General features: G+C 70.9%; 1 protein-coding gene. It reads left to right on the plus strand.

Annotated elements, in window-relative coordinates; translation table 11 throughout:
* Positions 1 to 15: 15 nt before the first annotated feature.
* Complete coding sequence (locus STRTU_RS33705; protein ID WP_269777420.1) at positions 16 to 22,056, plus strand: type I polyketide synthase; 22,041 nt, start codon at positions 16 to 18, stop codon at positions 22,054 to 22,056.
* The last annotated feature ends 8 nt before the right edge of the window (positions 22,057 to 22,064 follow it).

Consider the following 22,064-nt stretch of genomic DNA (forward strand, 5'->3'; position numbering starts at 1 on the left):
GAGGATGTGACATTGGTGGCTGCTGACGACGAGAAGTACATGGAGTACCTGAAGCGGGTGACGACCGAGCTCCGGCAGACTCGTCGCCAGCTTCGCGAAGCCGAGGGCAGGGACCAGGAGCCCATCGCCATCGTCGCGATGAGCTGCCGCTACCCCGGCAGCGTGCGTACCCCCGAAGACCTGTGGCAGCTGGTCGCCGAAGGCGGAGACGCGGTTTCCGACTTCCCGGTCGACCGGGGCTGGGACGTCGACGCGGCCTACGACCCGGACCCGGAGAAGCCGGGCTCGATCTATGCGCGCGAAGGCGGCTTCCTCCACGACGCGGGGTACTTCGACCCGGCGTTCTTCGGGATGAGCCCCCGGGAGGCGCTGGCCACCGATCCGCAGCAGCGGCTGCTGCTCGAAGTGGCCTGGGAGGCCTTCGAACGCGCGGGCATCGACCCCACCTCGGTGCGCGGCGCCAACGGCGGAGTGTTTGTCGGCGCTGCCACCTCCGGGTACGGCGTCGGCGCGTCCGACCTTCCGGAAGGCCTACAGGGGCTGCTCCTCGCCGGCAACGCCACGTCCGTGGCCTCCGGCCGGATCGCCTACACCCTCGGTCTGGAAGGTCCGGCCGTCACGGTCGACACGGCGTGCTCCTCGTCGCTGGTCGCCCTGCACTGGGCCTGCCATGCGCTGCGCCGCGGCGAATGCGATCTGGCGTTGGCCGGCGGCGTCGCCGTGATGTGCACCCCGGCCATGTTCTTCGAGTTCAGCAGGCAGCGCGGCCTCGCGGCCGACGGCCGTTGCAAGCCGTTCTCCGACGATGCGGACGGCACCGGATGGTCGGAGGGCGCCGGCATGCTGCTCGTCGAGCGGCTCTCCGACGCGCGGAAGAACGGACATCCGGTACTGGCAGTCGTCCGGGGTACGGCCATCAACTCCGACGGTGCATCCAACGGACTGACCGCCCCCAACGGCCCCTCGCAGCAGCGCGTGATCCGGTCCGCGCTGTCCCGGGCCGGACTGACGCCGAGCGAAGTCGACGCCGTCGACGCCCACGGGACGGGCACGTCACTGGGCGACCCGATCGAGGCACAGGCCTTGCTCGCCACATACGGAAAGGACCGGGCGGACAACGGGCCGCTACGGCTCGGCTCGCTCAAGTCCAACATCGGCCACACCCAGTCGGCGGCCGGTGTCGGCAGTGTCATCAAGATGGTCATGGCCATGCACCACGGCACACTGCCCAAAACCCTGCACATCACCGAGCCGTCCCGGCACATCGAGTGGACTGCCGGAGACGTCGAGGTGCTGACCGAGGCGATGCCCTGGGAGCCGGACGGACACCCGCGCCGCGCCGGAGTCTCCTCGTTCGGGATCAGCGGCACCAATGCCCACGTCATCATCGAGGAGACACCGGCGACCGAGGACACCCCGGCACCGGAGGAGGACGGCGAGCCCGTCCGAGCACTCCCCCTCGTGCCCTGGGTGGTGTCCGCCCGGAGCGCGGACGCGCTGCGGGCACAGGCGGCGCAGCTGCTGGCACGGGTCACGAAGGACGAGCTGGACCTGACCGATGTCGGTCACTCCTTGACCACCACCCGGACGGCGTTCGAACACCGCGCCGTGGTCCTCGCGCAGGACCGGGCCACGGCCCTGCGCGGCCTCACGGAACTGGCCACCCACGGCCCCGGCACTGCGAGTGCCGACGTGATACGCGGCCGCACGATGCGAGGCGCCACCGCCTTCCTCTTCACCGGACAAGGCGCCCAACATGCCACTATGGGACGGGAGTTGTACGCGGCATACCCCGCCTTCGCCGTGGCCTTCGACGAGACCTGCGCACTCCTCGACACTCAGCTGGAACGACCGCTGCAAGACGTCCTCTTCGGCGAGGGCGCCGAAGCCGACACCGATGCGCTCCACCGGACGGTATTCACCCAGCCCGCGCTCTTCGCGGTGGAAGTGGCGCTCTATCGCCTGCTCGAATCCTGGGGGATCAAGCCCAAGTACCTGGCCGGCCATTCCGTTGGTGAGTTGGTGGCGGCGCATGTGGCGGGGGTGTTGTCGCTGGCGGATGCGTGTCGGCTGGTGGCGGCGCGTGGCCGGTTGATGGAGGCGTTGCCGGCGGGTGGGGCGATGGTGTCGCTTCAGGCGTCGGAGTCCGAGGTGTTGCCGCTGCTGGAGGGCCATGAGCAGCGGGCGGGGATTGCTGCGGTGAACGGTCCGCAGGCTGTGGTGATTTCGGGTGCGGAGTCCGCGCTGGTGGAGATTGCCGGGCGTTTTGAGGAGCAGGGGCGGAAGGTGAAGCGGCTGCGGGTGAGCCATGCTTTCCATTCGCCGCTGATGGAGCCGATGCTGGACGAGTTCCGGGCCGTCGCGGAGAGCGTGGCATACGCGAAGCCGCGTATCCCGGTGGTCTCGAATGTGACCGGTGAACTCGCCACAGCGGAAGAACTGACCTCTGCCGACTACTGGGTGCGGCATGTGCGGGAGGCCGTCCGGTTCGCTGACGGTGTCCGGTGGCTCGCAGAGCACGGCGTGACGCGGTTCCTGGAACTGGGGCCGGGCGGCACGCTTACTGCGATGGCGCAGGCCTGCCTCGCGGACTCGGACGACGAGGAACCGGAGCGGGTGTGCCTCGCCTCCATGCGGGCGGACCGGCCGGAGACCACCTCTCTGATGACGGCGGTGGCCGACGCCTTCGCGACGGGTGCACCGCTCGACTGGGCCGCGTACTTCGCCGGCACCGGGGCGCGCCGGGTGGAGCTGCCCACGTACGCGTTCCAGCGCGAGCGCTACTGGCTGGAATCCACGGCTGCGGCGACCGAGCCGCCCGCGCGCTCGGGCGTGGACGGCTGGCGGTATCGGGTGGAGTGGAAGCCGCTGGTGGCGGAGTCGGGTGGGGTGCCGGCTGGTCGTTGGCTTGCGGTGGTGGCAGCTGAGGACGCGTGGTCTGCGGCTGTGGTGGAGGGGCTTTCGGGGTGTGGTGTGCCGCTTGAGCGGGTGGAGTGTGCCGTGGGGGAGGTGGACCGGGGTGTGCTGGCTGAGCGGTTGGGTGAGGTGGCTGGTGGGGAGCCGGTCGCTGGTGTGCTGGTGGTCGGTGTCGTGGATGCGGCGGGTACCGCTGTGCTGGTGCAGGCGCTGGGGGACGCCGGTGTGGGTGGGCGTGTGTGGGTGGTGACGCGGGGGGCCGTTGCGATCGGTCGGTCGGATGGTGGGCCGGACCCGGCGCAGGCAGCGGTGTGGGGCGTGGGCCGGGTGGCGGCGTTGGAGTTGCCGGATCGTTGGGGTGGTCTGGTGGATCTTCCGGAGGCCGTGGAGGGTAGGGCGCTTGACCGGCTTGCCGGTGTTCTGGCCAGTGGTGTTGAGGATCAGGTGGCGGTGCGGGCGTCCGGTGTGTTCGGTCGGCGGTTGGTGCACGCTCCGGCTCCCGCTGCGGAGACAGAGGGTGGTTGGCGGCCGCGGGGGACGGTGCTGATTACGGGTGGTACGGGTGCGTTGGGTGCGCGTGTGGCGCGGTGGGTTGCCGAACGTGGTGCCGAGCATGTGATTCTGACGAGCCGTCGTGGCCCGGAGGCCCCGGGTGCGTCCGAGTTGGAGGCGGAGCTGTCTGCCCTTGGTGTGCGGGTGTCGATGGTGGCGTGTGATGTGTCGGATCGGGTTGCGGTTGAGGGGTTGTTGTCGGGCTGTGCGGTGGATGCGGTGGTTCATGCGGCGGGTGTGGTGGATTCGGTGCCGTTGAGGGATGCGGATGCGGAGCACTTTGCTGGGGTGATGGGGGCGAAGGTTGCGGGTGCTGTGGTGCTGGATGAGGTGTTGGGTGATCGGGAGTTGGATGCGTTTGTGGTGTTCTCTTCGATTGCTGGTGTGTGGGGGAGTGGTGCTCAGGGGGCGTATGCGGCGGGGAACGCCTTCGTCGAGGGGTTGGTGGAGGCGCGTCGTGCGCGGGGTGCGGTGGGTTGTGCGGTGGCGTGGGGGCCGTGGGCCGGCGGGGGGATGGCTGGTGTTGAGGGTGCGCTGGAGCATCTGGAGCGTCGTGGGTTGAGGGCTCTTGATCCGGATCTTGCTGTTGCTGCTTTGGCGGGGGTTGTGGGTTCGGTGGTGGTGGCGGATGTGGAGTGGGAGCGGTTTGCTCCGGCGTTCACCAGTGCCCGTCCGAGTCCGTTGCTGGAGGATCTGCCGGAGGTTCGGGCGGCGTTGGGGGGTAGCGAAGGCGCTGGTCGTGGTGTGGTTTCCGGTGCCGGGGTGGTGGTGCGGGAGCGGTTGGCGGGGTTGTCGGTTGCGGAGCGGGAGCGGGCGCTGCTGGAGCTGGTGCGTACCCTTGCCGCAGCAGTCCTCGGCTACAACAAGCCGGATTCGATGGAAGCACGAAGCGCCTTCCGGGACCTGGGCTTCGACTCGCTCACTGCCGTGGAACTGCGTGGGCGGTTGAATGCCGAGACCGGCCTGCGGCTGCCCGCCACAGTGGTCTTCGACTACCCGACGCCGGTTGAGCTGGCGCGTTTCCTGGACGGTGAGTTGTTCGGGGCGGTGTCAGGCGTGGCGTCCGACCTGCCAGTGATGGCTTCCGTCTCGGACGATCCGGTGGTCATCGTCGGGATGAGTTGCCGCCTTCCCGGTGGGGTGACGAGCCCCGAGGACCTGTGGCGGCTGGTGGCCGGAGCCGAGGACGCGATTTCCGAGCTCCCCAACGACCGCGGCTGGGACCTCGACGCCCTCTATGACCCGACCCCGGGACAGCCGGGGAAGAGCTATGCGCGTCACGGTGGATTCGTCAGCGGAGTCGACCGGTTCGATCCGGCGTTCTTCGGCATCAGCCCACGTGAAGCCGTCGCGATCGACCCGCAGCAGCGCCTGCTGCTGGAGACCTCCTGGGAGGCACTTGAGCGTTCCGGTATTGATCCGCAGTCGCTGCGGGGGAGCCGTGCCGGGGTCTTCGTCGGTTCCAACGGCCAGGACTACCCTGCCCTTTTGCTGAGCACCCCGGACGGTCAGGACGGCTACCTCGGCACGGGGAACGCAGCCGCTGTGGTGTCGGGCCGGGTGTCGTATGCGCTGGGCCTTGAGGGGCCTGCGGTGACGGTGGATACGGCGTGTTCCTCGTCACTGGTGGCCTTGCATCTGGCTGCGCAGTCCCTGCGCTCGGGTGAGTGCGATCTGGCGCTGGCCGGCGGGGTGACCGTGATGTCCACACCGGGGGCGTTCATCGAGTTCAGCAGGCAGCGGGGGCTTGCTGCTGATGGCCGGTGCAAGGCGTTTTCGGATGCGGCGGATGGCACGGGGTGGGCTGAGGGCGCCGGTGTGCTGGTCGTGGAGCGGTTGTCGGACGCGCGGCGGAATGGTCACCGGGTGCTGGCAGTAGTGGCCGGCAGTGCGGTGAATCAGGATGGTGCGTCGAATGGTTTGACGGCGCCGAATGGCCCCTCCCAGCAGCGGGTGATCCGGCAGGCATTGGCGGGCGCGGGGTTGTCCGCCTCGGATGTGGACGCCGTGGAGGCGCATGGCACGGGGACGTCGCTGGGCGATCCGATCGAGGCGCAGGCGCTGATTGCTACGTATGGCCAGGACCGCCCGGCGGAGCGGCCGTTGTGGCTGGGTTCGGTGAAGTCGAACATCGGGCACACGCAGGCGGCTGCGGGTGCTGCGGGTGTCATCAAGATGGTGCTGGCGTTGCAGCACGGGGTGCTGCCGCAGACCCTGCATGTGGATGAGCCGTCGTCGCATGTGGACTGGTCGGCCGGCAATGTGCGGCTGCTCGACGAGGCCGTCGGATGGCCGGAGAGTGGCCGCCCGGGGCGGGCGGCTGTTTCCGCCTTCGGTGTCAGTGGGACCAACGCGCATGTGGTGATCGAGCAGGCTCCGGTGGAGGAGAGCTCGGAGGCGCTGCCGGTCGGTGGAGTGGGTGTGGTGCCGTGGGCGGTGTCGGCGCGGAGTCGGGAGGGGCTGCGGGCGCAGGCGCAGCGGTTGTTGGCGCATGTGGAGGCCCGGCCTGAACTCGGCTTGTCGGAGGTGGGGTTCGCCCTGGGCACGACACGTTCGGCATGGGAACACCGGGCCGTCGTCCTCGGCACCGAACGCAGTGGTCTGGTCGACGGACTCAAGGCCCTGGCCAGGGGCGAGGACGCGGCTTCCGTGGTGACCGCTCTGGCTGAGCCCGAAGCGCGATGGGCGCTGCTCTTCACGGGGCAGGGTGCGCAGCGGTTGGGGATGGGCCGGGAGCTGTATGACGCGTTCCCGGTTTTCGCGGACGCCTTTGATGCCGTGTGCGCGCACTTCGACAGCGAATTGGCGTCGCCGTTGCGGGATGTGGTGTTCGGTGACGACGCGGAGAAGTTGAACCGGACGGGCTTCACTCAGCCTGCGTTGTTTGCGGTGGAGGTGGCGCTGTTCCGGCTTGTCGAGTCCTTCGGCATCCGCCCCGACTACCTCATGGGCCATTCCATCGGTGAGTTGGTGGCGGCGCATGTGGCGGGAGTCCTGTCGCTGGCGGATGCCTGCCGTCTGGTTGCGGCTCGTGGCCGGCTGATGCAGGCGCTCCCGGCGGGCGGGGCCATGGTCTCGGTCCAGGCGTCGGAGGCTGAGGTACTGCCGCTGCTGGAGGGCTATGACCAGCGGGTGAGTATTGCCGCCGTGAACGGCCCGAGGTCGCTCGTGGTTTCCGGTGAGGAGTCCGCGGTCGCGGAGATCGCCGGGCATTTCGAGTCCGAGGGCCGGAGGGTGAAGCGGCTCCAGGTCAGCCATGCCTTCCACTCCCCGCTGATGGACCCGATGCTGGACGAGTTCCGGACCGTCGCGGAAGCCGTCACCTACGAGGAACCCCGCATCCCGGTGGTCTCGAATCTGACCGGCGCGCTCGCCACGACCGAGGAGTTGACCTCCCCCGACTACTGGGTGCGTCACGTCCGTGATGCCGTCCGCTTCGCCGACGGCATCCGCTGGCTGGCGGAGCATGGGGTCACCCGTTTCCTGGAGATCGGTCCGGACGGCACCCTGACCGCCATGGCGCAAGGCTGCCTCGACAGCGACGTGGAAGCCGACCATGTCCTCATCCCGGCGCTGCGGGCCGATGACCGTGGTGAAGTGTCCGCCATGCTGACGGCAGCCGGACGGGCATTCGTCCACGGCGCCGAAATCGACTGGCAGGCATTCTTCCCTGCCACCGCTCCCGCCCCCACCACCTCTGTCGACCTCCCCACCTACGCCTTCCAACGCCAGCGCTACTGGCCGCGGTTCAGCGGATCGCCGACGGGCGACCTGGGCTCTGCCGGGCTGGTGTCCGCACATCACCCCCTGTTGGGTGCGGCCGTCTCCTTGGCCCACAGCGAAGACGGCACGGACGGCACGTACGGTACGGACAGCCCGTACGGCACGCCCGAGAGCGGCGCCGTGGTGTTCACGGGACGGGTCTCCGTCGCGGCCCAGCCCTGGCTCGCCGAACATGTCGTCTCGGGTTCGATTCTGCTTCCCGGCACCGCCTTCCTGGAGCTGGCCGTCCGCGCCGGGGATCAGGTCGGCTGTACGCAGGTGGTGGAACTGACACTGCAGGCGCCCCTTGTTCTGCCGGAGCGAGGTGCCGTACAGCTTCAGGTGGCCGTCGGGGCCGCCGACGACTACGGACACCGCACGCTGAGCGTCTACTCCCGGCCGCAGGACGAGGGCGCCGAGCAGCAGCCCTGGGTACGCCATGCCGTCGGTGTTCTCGGCACGGACAGCCCGGCTCCCGGGGCCGGTCTGTCCCAGTGGCCGCCGACTGGAGCGCAGCCCGTCACCCTGGACGGGCTGTACGAGGGGCTGGCGGCGGCAGGCTTCGGCTATGGGCCGGCCTTCCGTGGGCTGCGCGAGGCATGGAGCCGTGGGGACGAGTTGTTTGTCTCGGTCGAACTTCCGGAGAGCGCCGTCCCCGAGGCGGCCGGATTCGGACTGCATCCGGCACTGCTGGACTCGACGCTGCACGCGCTAGGTCTGGTGGACTCCGGCCAAGCGGATGACGGCCGAGGCCGGTTGCCGTTCTCCTGGTCAGGGGCGACGCTGCACGCGGCCGGTGCGTCAGTGCTGCGTGCCCGGCTGTCCGTGAACGGTCCCGACTCGGTCGCCCTGGAGCTGGCCGACGCCTCGGGCGGGCCCGTCGCGACGATCGACTCCCTGGTCCTACGGCCGGTGTCGGCCGACGGGATCGCCCAGGCCAGGACGGGCCGGCGACCGGACACCGCCTTGCACACGCTGGACTGGATCCCGCTGGCAGAGCCCACGAGCACGGCCGCCACCGCCACCGTCGACGCCGCCGTCATCGACATGGCCGACATCGACATGGCTGACATGACCGATGACGGCAGCCGACCCAGCCTGTCCGCCCTCGGTGCCTCGGCCTACCCCGATCTCGATTCGCTGTCCCAGGACGAGGCCGAGGTCCCCTCCCACGTCCTGCTCCGCCTGGCTGCCCCCGAGGGCGACCCGGCGGCCGCAGCACACACCGCGACCCATCGGGCGCTCGACATCATCCAGACCTGGCTGGCCGACGAGCGATTCGCCGCCTCCCGGCTGGTCGTCGTCACCCAGGGCGCGGTCACCGTGGACGAACGCCGACCGAACCCGGCGCTGGCCGCCGTCTGGGGGCTCATCCGATCGGCACGCTCGGAGAACCCGGACCGGTTCACCCTGGTCGACCTCGACGCGACGAGCGAGTCCCTCGCCGCGCTCCCCGCCGCTCTGACCTGTGACGAGCCCGAACTCGCCATCCGTACGGGCAAGTTGCACGTCCCGAGGCTGAGCAGGCAGCGGCGGCCCGATGCGCTGGCGGTGCCCGGAGAGAGCGATGCGTGGTGCCTGGACATCGCGGAGAGGGGCACGCTGGAGAACCTGCGGCTTGCCGAATACCCCACGGCACAGGCGGAGTTGGGCGTCGGGCAAGTGCGGATCGCCGTACGCGCCTCCGGCCTGAACTTCCGTGATGTGCTGACCGCGCTCGGCATGTATCCGGGCGACGCGGTGACCCTGGGCATCGAGGGCGCCGGTGTGGTCACCGAGACCGGCCCGGGGGTGACCGGGTTCGCCCCGGGCGACCGCGTGATGGGGCTGTTCACTCAGTCCTTCGGTCCCCTCGCGGTGGCTGACGGACGCACCCTCGTCCGCATCCCGGAGGGCTGGTCGTTCGCGCAGGCGGCCTCTGTGCCGGTTGTGTTCCTCACGGCGTACTACGCGCTGGTGGACCTGGGTGGTCTCCAGGCCGGTGAGTCGGTGCTGGTGCATGCCGCCGCGGGCGGTGTGGGGATGGCCGCGGTGCAGCTGGCGCAGCATCTGGGTGCGGAGGTCTTCGGCACCGCGAGTCCGGGGAAGTGGGAGACCCTGCGTACCTCGGGTCTGGACGAGGCACATATCGCGTCCTCGCGTGAGCTGGACTTCGAGCGGGCGTTCCTGGCGGCGACCGCCGGCCGGGGTGTGGATGTGGTGCTGGACTCCCTGGCGGGGGAGTTCGTGGATGCCTCGCTGCGGCTGCTGCCGCGGGGCGGACGCTTCCTGGAGATGGGCAAGACCGATGTCCGCGACGCACAGGAGGTCGCGGCCGCGCACAAGGGCGTGCGTTATCAGGCGTTCGATCTGTTTGACGCCGGTCCCGAGCGGATCGGGGAGATGCTGACGGCGCTCGTCGCGCTCTTCGAGGAGGGTGTGCTGCGGCCGCTGCCGCTCACCGCATGGGACGTACGGAAGGCGCCTGAGGCGTTCCGTTACCTCAGCCAGGCCAAGAATGTCGGCAAGGTCGTGCTGACGATGCCGGTTCCGCTCAATGCGGAAGGAACGGTGCTGGTCACGGGTGGTACGGGTGGTCTGGGTGCGTTGGTGGCCCGGCATCTGGTGACCGAGCACGGGGTACGGCACCTCCTGTTGGTCAGTCGTCGGGGGCCACAGGCTCCGGGCGTCGACGCGCTGTGCGAGGAACTCGCCGCCCTCGGCGCCGAGGTCACCGTCGCCGCGTGTGACACCGCGGATCGTACGGCGCTGAGCGGTCTGCTGGGTGCGGTGCCGAAGCAGCATCCGCTCGCCGCCGTCGTGCACACGGCCGGGGTGCTCGACGACGGTGTGCTGTCGTCGCTGACGCCCGAGCGGCTGGATGCTGTGCTGGCGCCGAAGGCGGACGCGGTGAGCGCCCTGCACGAGCTGACCCGGGACGAGGACCTGGCGGACTTTGTCGTGTTCTCCTCCGTCGCCGGTATGTTCGGCGGCTCGGGGCAGGGCAACTATGCGGCGGCGAATGCCTTCCTGGACGCGTTCGCCCAGGCCAGGCATGGTGTGGGGCTGCCCGCCACCGCACTTGCGTGGGGTCCGTGGGCTCCCGGCGTGGGAATGACCGGCGAGCTGGCGGAGGCCGATCTGCAGCGCATGGCGCGTGGTGGCATGGTGCCGTTCACGGTCGAGCAGGGCATGGCGGCCTTTGACGCCGCTTTCCGTACTGCCGAGCCGGTGTACGCCCCGGTGCGGCTGGACTACGCGGCGCTGCGGGCACCGCACTCCGCGGTGCCGGCTCTGCTGCGTGGTCTGGTGACCGGGTCCGCCCGGCGCTCGGCCGCGTCGGCTGCCGCCGGTGACGCCGCGCAGAGCCTGCGGACCCGGCTGGGCGCGCTGCCCGCCGCCGAGCGGGAGTCGGCCGTACTGGACCTGGTCCGTGCGCAGGCGGCACTGGTGCTCGGGCACGCCGGCCCCGAAGCGGTCGAGCCCGCACGGGATTTCCGGGGCCTGGGCATTGACTCGCTCACCGCTGTCGAGCTGCGCAACCGGCTGGGCGCGGCGACCGGTCTGCGGCTGCCGGCGACGCTCGTCTTCGACTACCCGTCGCCGGTGGTACTGGCTCGCCATGTGTGCACCGAACTGTTCGGAGACGATGCGGCGGCTGTCGCCCCGGTCGCTGCGGCCGGTCGGCTGGCGACCGGCGAGGAGCAGCTCGCCATCGTCGCCATGAGCTGCCGGTTCCCGGGAGGGGCGGGCAGCCCGGAGGAGTTCTGGCGGCTGCTGGCCGACGGCGTGGACGCGCTGTCGCCGGTGCCCGCCGACCGGGGCTGGCAGACCGGTGACGACGCCGACCCGGTCGAGGGCGGTTTCCTCTACGACGGTGGTGACTTCGACGCGGACTTCTTCGGTATCTCGCCCCGCGAAGCAGTCACCATGGACCCACAGCAGCGGCTTCTGCTCGAAGTTTCGTGGGAGGCACTGGAGCGGGCCGGCATTGACCCGACGGCGCTGCGTGGCAGCCGGACCGGGGTGTTCGCGGGGACGAACTACCAGGGTTACGGCTCGGCCGCGCACGCCCTGCCTGAGGGGTCCGAAGGGCAGTTGCTCACCGGTCACGCGACCAGCGTGGCCTCCGGCCGTGTCTCCTATGCCCTGGGACTTGAAGGTCCGGCGGTGACGGTCGACACCGCCTGTTCGTCGTCGCTGGTGGCGCTGCATCTGGCCGCACAGGCCCTGCGGCTCGGGGAGTGCGATCTCGCCCTCGCAGGCGGGGTGACCGTGATGCCCACTCCGGGTACCTTCGTGGAGTTCGGTCGGCAGGGGGGACTGGCGGGCGACGGGCGGTGCAAGGCGTTCTCCGACGACGCGGACGGCACCGGCTGGGGCGAGGGGGCGGGCCTCGTCCTGGTCGAGCGGCTCTCTGACGCGCGGCGCAATGGCCACCCGGTGCTCGCCGTGCTCCGTGGCTCCGCGGTCAACCAGGACGGCGCGTCCAACGGCCTGACGGCCCCCAACGGCCCCTCCCAGCAGCGGGTCATCCGGGCGGCACTCGCCAACGCCGAGCTTGCGGCCCATGAGGTGGACGTGGTCGAGGCACACGGGACCGGGACGTCGCTGGGTGATCCGATCGAGGCACAGGCGCTGCTCGCTACGTATGGTCAGGATCGTGATGAGGACCGGCCGTTGTGGCTGGGCTCGGTGAAGTCGAACATCGGGCACACTCAGTCCGCGGCCGGCATTGCCGGTGTGATCAAGATGGTGCTGTCGCTCCAGAACGGTGTACTGCCGCGAACGCTGCATGTCACCGAGCCCTCCTCACACGTGGACTGGTCGTCCGGAGATGTGCGGCTGCTGACCCGGGCCGTGGAGTGGCCACAGGGCGAACTGCCGCGCCGGGCCGCTGTGTCCTCGTTCGGGATCAGTGGCACCAACGCGCATGTGGTGCTCGAACAGTCCGAGGCGACGGACAGCGGAGCCAACTCCGCCGACAGCGGTCCCGAGAACATCGCGCACGCCGAAGGGCCTGTTGTGTGGCCGCTGTCCGCCCGCTCCGCCGTGGCACTCCGCGACCAGGGGAAGCGGCTGCGCGCGCACCTCGCAGACCGTCCTGGCCTGCTGGTGCACGATGTCGGGTACTCGCTCGCCACCACCCGGGCCGCTTTCGACCACCGTGCGGCGCTGGTTGCCGAGGACCGGGACACCTTCCTGAACGGCCTTGCCGCGCTGGCCCGCGGGGAGGACTCGGTGGGGCTGGTGCGCGGGCAGGCGGGCACTGGTGGGAAGCTCGCCTTCCTGTTCAGCGGTCAGGGGTCCCAGCGCGCCGGGATGGGACGTGAGCTCTACGAGCGGTTCCCCGCGTATGCGGCGGCGTTCGACGAAGTCTGCGCGGAGTTCGACCGGCACCTCGAACGGCCGCTGCGTGACCTCGTCTTCGCGGACGAGGGCACGCCGGATGCCGCGCTGCTCGACCGCACCGCCTACACCCAGCCCGCGCTGTTCGCCGTGGAGACGGCGCTCCATGCCCTCGTTGGATCGTGGGGCGTCAGGCCTGATGTCCTGATCGGCCACTCCATCGGAGAGCTGACTGCCGCGCACGTGGCCGGGGTGCTGACCATGGAGGATGCCTGCGCCCTCGTCGCGGCTCGCGGGCGGTTGATGCAGGCACTGCCGGACGGCGGCGCCATGATCGCCGTACAGGCTGCTGAAGAAGAGGTGCTGCCCCTGCTGGAGGGTCTTACGGACCGGGCGGGGATCGCCGCGGTGAACGGACCTACGGCCGTCGTCGTCTCCGGGGCAGAGGATGCGGTCACCCACATTGCTGGGCAGCTGGCCGAGCAGGGGCGAAAGACTAGGCGTTTGCGGGTCAGCCATGCGTTTCACTCACCACTGATGGAAGCGATGCTGACGGAGTTCGGTGAAGTCGCGCGGGGGGTGCGCTATGCACCACCGCGGATTCCTGTCATCTCCAACCTCACGGGGGAACCGGCCACCGAAGCCGATCTGACCTCGCCCGACTACTGGGTGCGGCAGGTGCGGGAGGCCGTGCGCTTCTGCGACGGCATCCGCCGACTGGAGGCGGACGGCGTACGGACGTACCTGGAGCTGGGTCCTGATGGCGCCCTTGCCGCCATGGCTTGGGAGAGTCTGCGGGAGCCCGATGAGGCCACCGCCGCGCTCCCCGTCCTGCGGCGCGAACGGCCCGAGGTACGCAGCGCCCTGCTGGCCGCGGCGGGCCTCCAGGTGCGCGGCCTGGCGGAGTCGGCCGCGCTGTCTGGGGCCGGGGCACGCCGTGTCGAACTCCCCACCTACGCCTTCCAGCACGTCCGGTACTGGCTGGATCCGGCCGGGGATCTGGGCTCTGCCGGGTTGGTGTCCGCTCATCACCCCTTGCTGGGTGCTGCACTGTCCCTGGCCGGCAGTGCGGGCGGAACGGACAGCGCAGAGGGCATGGACAGCGTGTACGGCGCGAGCGAGGGCGGGGCCCTGGTGTTCACGGGGCGGGTGTCCGTCACGGCCCAGCCCTGGCTCGCCGAGCATGTCGTTTCGGGCTCGGTCCTGCTCCCCGGTACCGCCTTCCTGGAGCTGGCTGTCCGTGCTGGGGATCAGGTCGGCTGCGGGCAGGTGGAGGAACTGACGCTGCAGGCGCCGCTCGTCCTGCCGGAGCGGGGTGCCGTACAGCTTCAGGTGGCCGTCGGGGTCGCGGATGAGTCCGGACGCCGGATGCTGAGTGTCTACTCCCGGCCGCAGGACGCACAAGCCGACCAGCCTTGGGTGCGCCATGCCGTCGGTGTTCTCGGCACGGACAGCCCGGCGTCCGGGGCAGGCCTGTCTGAGTGGCCGCCCGCTGGGGCGGAGCCCGTCACCATCGAGGGGCTGTATGAGGGGCTGGCGGCAGCGGGGTTCGAGTATGGGCCGGTGTTCCGTGGTCTGCGCGAGGTATGGAGCCGTGGTGACGAGTTGTTCGCCTCGGTTGAACTTCCGGAGAGTGCCGTAGCCGAGGCGGCTGGGTTCGGGCTGCATCCGGCGTTGTTGGACTCGGCGCTGCATGCGCTCGGACTCGTGGACTCCGGCGGAGCGGATGAGGGGCGAGGTAGGTTGCCCTTCTCCTGGTCGGGGGCGACGCTGCATGCGTCCGGGGCGTCGGTGCTGCGTGCGCGACTGTCCGTGAACGGCCCTGACTCGGTCGCCCTGGAGCTGGCCGATGCCTCGGGTGGACCCGTCGCGACGATAGACTCCCTGGTCCTGCGACCCGTGTCGGCCGACGGGATCGCCCAGGCCAAGGCAGGCGGGCAGGACACCGCGCTGCACACGATGGACTGGATCCCGCTGCCGGAGCCCGCCGAGTCCACCGCGTCCGCGGTAGCCGTCGAAGCAGCCGTGGACATGCGCGACGGCACGGACGGCCGACTCGATCTGTCCGCGATCGGCGCGTCCGTATACCCGGACCTCGGTTCGCTGCCCCAGGGCGAGGTACCCTCCCACGTCCTGCTGTGGCTGGACGCTCCTGACGGCGACCCGGCGGCCGCCGCGCACACCGCGACCCATCGGGCGCTCGACATCATCCAGACCTGGCTGGCCGACGAGCGATTCGCCGCCTCCCGGCTGGTCGTCGTCACCCAGGGCGCGGTCACCGTGGACGAACGCCGACCGAACCCGGCACTGGCCGCCGTCTGGGGGCTCATCCGATCGGCACGTTCGGAGAACCCGGACCGGTTCACGCTGGTCGATCTCGACGGGGTGAGCGAGTCCCTCGCCGTGCTCCCCGCCGCACTGGCCTGCGACGAGCCTGAACTGGCCGTGCGCGCGGGCGAGGTCTACGTCCCGAGGCTCAGCAGGCACGTGCGGCCGGATGCGCTGCCGGTGCCCGAGCAGAGCGGTGCGTGGTGCTTGGACATCGTGGAGAAGGGCACGTTGGAGAACCTGCACCTGGCGGAGTGCCCCACGGCGCAGGCCGAGTTGGGTGCCGGGCAGGTGCGGATCGCGGTGCGCGCCGCCGGTCTGAACTTCCGTGATGTGCTGAACGCGCTCGGCATGTATCCGGGTGACGCCGTGCCCCTGGGGATCGAGGGTGCCGGTGTGGTCACCGAGGTCGGCCCGGGAGCGACCGGGTTCTCCCCGGGCGATCGGGTCATGGGACTCTTCACGCAGTCCTTCGGTCCGCTCGCGGTGGCCGACGCGCGCACCCTCGCCCGCATCCCCGAGGGGTGGTCGTTCGCGCAGGCTGCGTCGGTTCCGGTGGTGTTCCTGACGGCGTACTACGCGTTGGTGGACCTGGGGGAGCTGCAGGCGGGTGAGTCGGTGCTGGTGCATGCCGCCGCGGGCGGTGTGGGCATGGCCGCGGTGCAGTTGGCGCGGCATCTGGGCGCGGAGGTGTTCGGTACCGCGAGCCCGGGGAAGTGGGAGTCTCTGCGGTCCTCGGGTCTGGATGAGGCGCATATTGCGTCCTCGCGTGATCTGGACTTCGAGGGGGCGTTCCTGGCGGAGACTGCCGGCCGGGGTGTGGATGTGGTGCTGGATTCCCTGGCCAGGGAGTTCGTGGATGCCTCGCTGCGGCTGCTGCCGCGGGGCGGACGCTTCCTGGAGATGGGCAAAACCGACATCCGGGAGCCGGCGCAGGTGGCCGCGGAGCACGAGGGCGTGCGTTACCAGGCGTTCGATCTGTGGGAGGCCGGCCCGGAGCGGATCGGGGAGATGCTGACGGCGCTTGTCGCGCTCTTCGAGGAGGGTGTGCTGCGGCCGCTGCCGCTCACTGCGTGGGACGTACGGAAGGCGCCTGAGGCGTTCCGTTACCTCAGCCAGGCCAAGAATGTCGGCAAGGTCGTGCTGACGATGCCGGTTCCTCTCGATTCGGAAGGAACGGTGCTGGTCACGGGTGGTACGGGTGGTCTGGGTGCGTTGGTGGCCCGGCATCTGGTGACCGAGCACGGGGTACGGCACCTCCTGTTGGTCAGTCGTCGGGGGCCACAGGCTCCGGGCGTCGACGCGCTGTGCGAGGAACTCGCCGCCCTCGGCGCCGAGGTCACCGTCGCCGCGTGTGACACCGCGGATCGTACGGCGCTGAGCGGTCTGCTGGGTGCGGTGCCGAAGCAGCATCCGCTCACCGCCGTCGTGCACACGGCCGGGGTGCTCGACGACGGTGTGCTGTCCTCGATGACGCCCGACCGGCTGGATGCCGTGCTCGTGCCGAAGGCGGACGCGGTGAGCACCCTGCACGAGCTGACCCGGGGCGAGGACCTGGCCGCATTCGTCCTCTTCTCCTCCGTCGCCGGCATGTTCGGCAGCTCGGGGCAGGGGAACTACGCGGCGGCGAATGCCTTCCTGGACGCGTTCGCCCAGGCCAGGAACGGTGCGGGGCTGCCGGCCACCTCACTTGCGTGGGGCCCGTGGGCGCCCGGCGTGGGAATGACCGGCGAGCTGGCGGAGGCCGATCTGCAGCGCATGACGCGTGGCGGCATGCTGCCGTTCACGGCCGAGCAGGGCATGGCGGCGTTCGACGCCGCGTTCCGTACCGCCGAAGCGGGGTACGCCCCCGTGCGGCTCGACCAGGCGGCGCTGCGGGCACCGCACTCCGCGGTGCCGGCTCTGCTGCGTGGTCTGGTGACCGGGTCCGCCCGGCGCTCGGCCGCGTCGGCTGCCGCCGGTGACGCCGTGCAGAGCCTGCGGACCCGGCTGGCTGCGCTGCCGGCCGCCGAGCGGGAGCCTGCGGTACTGGACCTGGTCCGTGCGCAGGCGGCACTGGTGCTCGGGCACGCCGGCCCCGAAGCGGTCGAGCCCGCACGGGATTTCCGTGGCTTGGGCATTGACTCGCTCACCGCTGTCGAGCTGCGCAACCGGCTGGGCGCGGCGACTGGTTTGCGGTTGCCGGCGACGCTGGTCTTCGACTACCCGTCGCCGGTGGTACTGGCTCGCCATGTGTGCACCGAACTGTTCGGAGACGATGCGGCGGCCGTGGCCCCGGTCGCCGCGGCCGGTCGGCCGGCGACCGGCGAGGAGCAGCTCGCCATCGTCGCCATGAGCTGCCGGTTCCCGGGAGGGGTGCGCAGCCCCGAGGAGTTCTGGCGGCTGCTGGCCGGTGGTATGGATGCAGTCTCCTCCATACCGGCCGACCGGGGCTGGCGGACCGACGGAGAGGCCGGCGGGTTCGAGGGCGGTTTCCTCTACGACGGTGGTGACTTCGACGCGGACTTCTTCGGTATCTCGCCCCGCGAAGCAGTCACCATGGACCCACAGCAGCGGCTTCTCCTCGAAATTTCGTGGGAGGCACTGGAGCGGGCCGGCATCGACCCGACGGCGCTGCGTGGCAGCCGGACCGGGGTGTTCGCGGGGACGAACTACCAGGGCTACGGCTCGGCCGCGCATACCCTGCCTGAGGGCTCCGAAGGGCAGTTGCTCACCGGTCACGCGACCAGCGTGGCCTCCGGCCGTGTCTCCTATGCCCTGGGCCTCGAAGGTCCCGCGGTGACGGTCGACACCGCCTGTTCGTCGTCGCTGGTGGCGCTGCATCTGGCCGCACAGGCCCTGCGGCTCGGGGAGTGCGATCTCGCCCTCGCAGGCGGGGTGACCGTGATGCCCACTCCGGGTACCTTCGTGGAGTTCGGTCGGCAGGGGGGACTGGCGGGCGACGGGCGGTGCAAGGCGTTCTCCGACGACGCGGACGGCACCGGCTGGGGCGAGGGGGCGGGCCTCGTCCTGGTCGAGCGGCTCTCCGACGCGCGGCGCAATGGCCACCCGGTGCTCGCCGTGCTCCGCGGCTCCGCGGTCAACCAGGACGGCGCGTCCAACGGCCTGACCGCCCCCAACGGCCCCTCCCAGCAGCGGGTCATCCGGGCGGCACTCGCCAACGCCGAGCTTGCGGCCCACGAGGTGGACGTGGTCGAGGCACACGGCACCGGGACCTCGCTCGGCGACCCCATCGAGGCACAGGCGCTCATCGCCACGTACGGACAGGACCGCGAGCCGGACCGGCCGTTGTGGCTGGGCTCGGTGAAGTCGAACATCGGGCACACTCAGTCCGCGGCCGGCATTGCCGGTGTGATCAAGATGGTGCTGTCGCTCCAGAACGGTGTACTGCCGCGAACGCTGCATGTCACCGAGCCCTCCTCACACGTGGACTGGTCGTCCGGAGATGTGCGGCTGCTGACCCGGGCCGTGGAGTGGCCACAGGGCGAACTGCCGCGCCGGGCCGCTGTGTCCTCGTTCGGGATCAGTGGCACCAACGCGCATGTGGTGCTCGAACAGTCCGGGGCGACGGACAGCGGACCCGCCGAGGCCATCTCCACCGACAGCGGTCCCGAGAGCACCGCGCGCGCCGAACACCACCGGCCCGACAGCCATCAAGGGCCTGTCGTATGGCCGCTGTCCGCCCGCTCCGCCGCGGCACTCCGCGACCAGGGGAAGCGGCTGCGCGCGCACCTCGCAGACCGTCCTGGCCTGCTGGTGCACGATGTCGGGTACTCGCTCGCCACCACCCGGGCCGCTTTCGACCACCGTGCGGCGCTGGTTGCCGAGGACCGGGACACCTTCCTGAACGGCCTTGCCGCGCTGGCCCGCGGGGAGGACTCGGTGGGGCTGGTGCGCGGGCAGGCGGGCACTGGTGGGAAGCTCGCCTTCCTGTTCAGCGGTCAGGGGTCCCAGCGCGCCGGGATGGGACGTGAGCTCTACGAGCGGTTCCCTGTGTATGCGGCGGCGTTCGATGAGGTCTGCGCGGAGTTCGACCGGCACCTTGAACGGCCGCTGCGTGACCTCGTCTTCGCGGACGAGGGCACGCCGGATGCCGCGCTGCTCGACCGCACCGCCTACACCCAGCCCGCGCTGTTCGCCGTGGAGACGGCGCTCCATGCCCTCGTTGGATCGTGGGGCGTCAGGCCTGATGTCCTGATCGGCCACTCCATCGGAGAGCTGACTGCCGCGCACGTGGCCGGGGTGCTGACCATGGAGGATGCCTGCGCCCTCGTCGCGGCTCGCGGGCGGTTGATGCAGGCACTGCCGGACGGCGGCGCCATGATCGCCGTACAGGCTGCTGAAGAAGAGGTGCTGCCCCTGCTGGAGGGTCTTACGGACCGGGCGGGGATCGCCGCGGTGAACGGACCTACGGCCGTCGTCGTCTCCGGGGCAGAGGATGCGGTCACCCACATTGCTGGGCAGCTGGCCGAGCAGGGGCGAAAGACTAGGCGTTTGCGGGTCAGCCATGCGTTTCACTCACCACTGATGGAAGCGATGCTGACGGAGTTCGGTGAAGTCGCGCGGGGGGTGCGCTATGCACCACCGCGGATTCCTGTCATCTCCAACCTCACGGGGGAACCGGCCACCGAAGCCGATCTGACCTCGCCCGACTACTGGGTGCGGCAGGTGCGGGAGGCCGTGCGCTTCTGCGACGGCATCCGCCGACTGGAGGCGGACGGCGTACGGACGTACCTGGAGCTGGGTCCTGATGGCGCCCTTGCCGCCATGGCTTGGGAGAGTCTGCGGGAGCCCGATGAGGCCACCGCCGCGCTCCCCGTCCTGCGGCGCGAACGGCCCGAGGTACGCAGCGCCCTGCTGGCCGCGGCGGGCCTCCAGGTGCGCGGCCTGGCGGAGTCGGCCGCGCTGTCTGGGGCCGGGGCACGCCGTGTCGAACTCCCCACCTACGCCTTCCAGCACGTCCGGTACTGGCTGGATCCGGCCGGCACATCGGCCGGTGCCCACCCGGCGCCTGCCGCGGACGAACAGTTCTGGGACGCGGTGGAACACGCCGACCTGGGCGCCTTCGCCGAGCGGCTCCGGCTGACCGCCGATGCGCCGCTGAGCGAGGTGCTGCCCGCGCTGACCTCGTGGCGTCAGGCGCACCGCGAACGCACCACCGCCGACGGCTGGGAGTACCAGGTCACCTGGCGGCCCACCGCCGACACCGCCGTCCCCGTGCTGTCCGGCACCTGGCTGCTGCCGCTGCCCGCGGGACGCGCCGACAGGGCCCGGGAGAAGGCGATCGTGGACGGACTCGTCGCCCATGGTGCGGCCCGGGTCGTCCCGTTCGAGGTCGACTGCGGTGAGGTGGAACGCGTTGCACTCGAAGGCCAACTAGCCGCAGTAGCAGCAGAGTTGGGGCCCATTGCCGGTGTGTTGTCGTTGCTGGGCACCGATGAGGAACCGCACCGGGCGCAGCCCGCCACCCCCGGCGGACTCGCCGCGACCGTGGCGCTCGTCCAGGTCCTCGACGACCTGAGGGTCGGCGCGCCGCTGTGGTGCGCGACCACCGGAGCCGTCGCGGTACGGGACGGCGAGGCCGTGCCCTCTCCCGTACAGGCCGCTGTCTGGGGCTTCGGACGGGTCGCCGCGCTGGAGCATCCGCAGGGCTGGGGCGGACTGGTCGACCTGCCCGCGGAGCTGGACGAACGAGCCGTACAGCGGCTGTGCGCCGTGCTGGAGGCCGGGACCGGTGAGGACCAGCTCGCCCTGCGCGGCTCGGGTGTGTACGTACGGCGGCTGGTCCGGGCCCGGTTCCAGGACGCCGGCCCCGGCAGCACCGAGCCCTCGGCAGGTGGCGGCACCGTTCTCATCACCGGAGGCACCGGCGCGCTCGGCGCCCAGGTGGCCCGCCGGCTCACCGACCGGGGCGCCCCGCATCTGGTGCTGGCGAGCCGGCGCGGAACACGGGCCGACGGCGCGGCCGAGCTGGCAGCCGAACTGACCGCCCGCGGCAGCCGGGTAACGGTCGTCGCCTGCGACACCGCCGACCGGGACGCGCTGGCTCAGCTGTTGGCCGAGTATCCCGTCGACGCGGTGTACCACGCCGCGGGCGTGCTCGACGACGGCCTGATCGCCGGGCTGGACGCGCCGCGCCTGGACGCCGTACTGCGGCCCAAGATGGCCGCCGCGGCGCACCTGCACGAGCTGACGGACGAGCGCACCGCACTGGTGCTGTTCTCCTCCTTCGCCGGCACGGCCGGGGCCACCGGCCAGGCCAACTACGCCGCCGCCAACGCTTATCTGGACGCCCTCGCCCAGCACCGGCAGGCTCTCGGCAGGCCGGCCACCTCGATCGCATGGGGCCCGTGGGCCGGCGGCGGCATGGCGGCCGGCAGCGCGGGCGACGAGCGGCTGACGGAGCGACTGGCCCGCAGCGGGATGTCCCCCCTCGACCCGCGCCTCGCCGCCTCCGCACTGGAGCGGGCGGTGGCCCGCGGCGCCACCACGCTGACCGTGGCCGATGTGGACTGGTCGCGGTTTGCGCCCGGCTTCACCGCGGCGCGGTCCAGCGCCCTGCTGAGCGATCTGCCGGAGGCACACGCGGCGGCATCGGAGCGCGATACGGCGGGCGGCGGACCGCACAGCGGGCTCGACGCGCTGCGCGAGGAGCTGGTCGGGCGGAGCACAGCGGATCAGGAACGCGTACTCGCCAACCTGGTCCGTACCCACGTCGCCGCGGTCCTCGGGCACTCCTCCGCGGACGCGATCGACCCGCATCGGGCCTTCAGCGAGATGGGCTTCGACTCGCTGATGGCGGTCGAACTGCGTAACCGGCTCGGCCTCGCCACCGGAACGCCGCTCCCCGCCACCTTGCTGTTCGACCACCCGACCGCCGCGGCCCTCGCCCGCCACCTGCGCACGCAGGTGGCTGCCGGGGACACCGCCGGGGCGCTGCCCGCGCTTGCCGAACTGGACCGGCTCGAAGGCGTGCTGGGCGTGGTACCGGCGGACGATCCGCAGCGCGCCAGGATCGCGTCCCGGCTGCAGACCCTGCTGGCGAAGTGGAACGACCCACAGGACGCCGAAGCGGAGACCGGCGACGGCACCGGGGTGAGCGACCACATCAACTCCGCCACCGCCGACGAGATCTTCGACTTCATCGACAACGACCTCGGCATGTCATGACACAGCGA

Origin of the sequence: Streptomyces tubercidicus (assembly GCF_027497495.1) — a bacterium.
Taxonomy (GTDB): Bacteria; Actinomycetota; Actinomycetes; order Streptomycetales; family Streptomycetaceae; genus Streptomyces; species Streptomyces tubercidicus.